We start from the raw sequence: 2,805 nt of genomic DNA, 5'->3' as shown, positions 1-2,805 counted from the left end.
GTTTTTGTCCTTTGTTTTATGGATAGTTTTCTGCATCAGGCGTCGTTCGGTTCTGGGTATTGGTGCTATGATCGACATTGCTCAGTCCGGCTGGTGATTTGGGATATTCAGCGATTGATCAGATCGCATAAACCGGACTGAGTTCCCTCTAAGGGATCTACTATTCCGAGCAGTTATTTAGCCTCGCCCATAACAGGCAGCCGCAAAATGCGCGCGATCATAGATTCTTCACCCAATCCGTTGTTAAAACCGCTAAGCTGAGGAGCATTGTGGTAAGAACCTGAAAGCAAGTTATGCCAGCCCAACGGAAAAAGCTGACACGCGAACAGGCACTCAATGCGCTTGAGCAACTTTACAATGACGCCGTCGATGCGCTTCGTGCGTCCATCAAGGCCTACACGGAAGAAGGCGTGCTGCCGGACCCCGCCGCGCGTGAGCAAGGCCTGTTTGTTTATCCTGAATTACGCATTACCTGGCAGGGAGACGGACCGCAACAGAATCGCACGCGTGCATGGGGCCGTTTTACACATACAGGCAGTTACAGCACCACCGTCACCCGCCCCGCTTTACTTCGTCATTACATTTCAGAACAGCTGGCGATGCTGGAAAAAGAGTACGACGTGGACATCGAAGTCGGCCCGTCACAGCAGGAGATTCCCTACCCGTATGTAATAGACGGCTCTGACCTGTCGCTGGACCGGACCATGAACGCCGGCATAGCCCGTCATTTTCCCACGACTGAACTCTCGCAGATTGGGGATGAAACGGCAGATGGCTTGTTTCATGCTGACGCCACCTTTCCCCTTTCCCACTTTGATGCGCTGCGCACCGACTTTTCGCTGGCACGCCTGCGCCACTATACCGGCACGGCTGTGGAGTATTTTCAGCCGTTCGTGTTGTTTACCAACTACACGCGTTATGTGGATGAATTCGTCCGCTGGGCCATCGAACAGGTACGCGATCCGTCAACCCCGTTTGACAGCCTGGTATGCGCCGGAGATGTCATCCTGACGGCTGACACGGAAAACAATGACGCGATGCTGTCCGATCTAGCCTGGAAAAAACATCAGATGCCTGCCTGGCATCTGACGTCACCGCATCGTCGCGGCATCACGCTGATCAATATCGGTGTGGGTCCTTCCAATGCCAAAACCATCTGCGATCACCTTGCCGTCATTCGCCCTCATGCCTGGCTGATGATAGGTCACTGCGGCGGCCTGTGCGAAAGTCAGCGTATTGGGGATTACGTGCTGGCCCATGCGTATTTGCGTGACGATCATGTACTGGATAGCGTGCTGCCACCGGATATCCCGATTCCCAGCATCGCCGAAGTTCAGCGCGCCCTCTACGAGGCCACCAAATCGGTCAGCGGTATGCCCGGCGAAGAAGTCAAAGAGCGCCTGCGCACCGGTACTGTTGTCACCACCGATGACCGTAACTGGGAGCTGCGTTACTCGGCTTCGGCCCTGCGCTTTAATCTCAGCCGCGCCGTGGCGGTGGATATGGAAAGTGCCACCATTGCCGCCCAGGGTTACCGCTTCCGGGTGCCTTATGGCACGTTACTCTGTGTTTCCGATAAACCCTTACACGGCGAAATTAAGCTGCCCGGTCAGGCGAATCGCTTTTACGACGGCGCCATCTCTGAACACCTGCAGATTGGGATTCAGGCGGTAGAGCTGTTACGGGCTGAGGGTGACAAGTTACATTCGCGTAAACTGCGAACGTTTAACGAACCCCCGTTCCGTTAAAGAGTAAAATCAAAGACGGTATTAAGGGTGAGTCTCTTTCACATTAATGCCGTCATCCCTTCTCCGTTTCTGCTGAATCAGGCTGCGTTCAGTACGGCAGTATTTATAAACCAGGCAAACACAGCCAGAATAGCCGGGACCATAAATGTCCAGATAAGGCGATTATTCAGGCTTTCAAATCGCGCATCCAGCTTATCGAATCGCTCATCCACCTTGTCGAATCGCTGATCCACCTTGTCGAAGCGACGATCCATTCCGTCGAGTCGTTTATCAATGCCATCAAGGCGATAGTCGATTCCGTCTAGCCGCTTATCCACGCCATCGAGCCGACAGTCGAGTCCGTCCAGCCGCTTATCCACGCCATCAAGCCGACTGTCGATGCCGTCCAGCCGCTTATCCACACCATCAAGCCGACTGTCGAGTCCGTCCAGCCGCTTATCCACGCCATCAAGCCGACTGTCGAGTCCGTCTAGCCGCTTATCCACGCCATCAAGCCGACTGTCGAGTCCGTCGAACCGCTTATCCACGCCATCAAGCCGACTGTCGAGTCCGTCCAGCCGCTTATCCACGCCATCAAGCCGACTGTCGAGTCCGTCGAACCGCTTGTCCACGCCATCAAGTCGACAGTCGAGTCCGTCGAACCGCTTGTCCATACCATCGAACCGACAGCCAAGTCCGTCCAGCCGCTTATCTGTCCCATCAAATCGGCTGTCAGTATCATCAAATTTCGCTATGACAACCGAGAAGCTGGCGTCAATGCTGTTAAACCGGTTAGTAACGTCGACTAATACCTTATTGATTTCAAAAATTTTGCTGTCAATACGATCCTGCCTGTTCTCAATACCGGCAAACTGACTCCCGACGTGTTCTACATTTTCTTCCAGGCTAAATAACTGATCCTAATACCGCTACACTTTAGCCAGCCCATGTTTTCCCCCGGGGAATGGGCTGACGGTATTCATAAAGTGATGGACCTTTTTCAACAGTTGCCACATTGAACTGCACTGGTGATTTCGGGTTATTGTCTCATGAAGCGCCTGCCACAACCGTTCGACAT

At 53.4% G+C, this 2,805-nt stretch carries 3 protein-coding genes and 1 pseudogene; 1 reads left to right on the top strand and 3 read right to left on the bottom strand.

Features of this window, described 5'->3' with window-relative positions:
* The coding region (locus tag F7Q90_RS28180) for a hypothetical protein (RefSeq protein ID WP_455906705.1) at nucleotides 1–78 on the bottom strand (78 nt) is incomplete at its 3' end.
* Between the two features lie 215 nt (nucleotides 79–293).
* Here F7Q90_RS28180 and F7Q90_RS25165 point away from each other — a divergent pair.
* Nucleotides 294–1,748 carry an AMP nucleosidase gene (locus tag F7Q90_RS25165; protein WP_006119613.1) on the top strand — a complete coding sequence of 485 codons (1,455 nt, stop codon included), beginning with the start codon at nucleotides 294–296 and terminating at the stop codon, nucleotides 1,746–1,748.
* 77 nt (nucleotides 1,749–1,825) lie between these two features.
* Here F7Q90_RS25165 and F7Q90_RS25160 read toward each other — a convergent pair whose 3' ends face one another.
* A complete protein-coding gene (locus tag F7Q90_RS25160; RefSeq protein ID WP_044242133.1) occupies nucleotides 1,826–2,401 on the bottom strand; it encodes a hypothetical protein in 576 nt (191 codons plus the stop codon).
* A gap of 255 nt (nucleotides 2,402–2,656) precedes the next feature.
* Nucleotides 2,657–2,805 (bottom strand): annotated as a pseudogene (locus tag F7Q90_RS25155) (IS630 family transposase); the annotation flags it as partial.

The sequence above is a fragment of the Pantoea stewartii subsp. stewartii genome, from assembly GCF_008801695.1.
Taxonomy (GTDB): Bacteria; Pseudomonadota; Gammaproteobacteria; order Enterobacterales; family Enterobacteriaceae; genus Pantoea; species Pantoea stewartii.
Note: the sequence above shows the minus strand (reverse complement) of the source record. Positions and strands in the feature narration are given on the sequence as shown.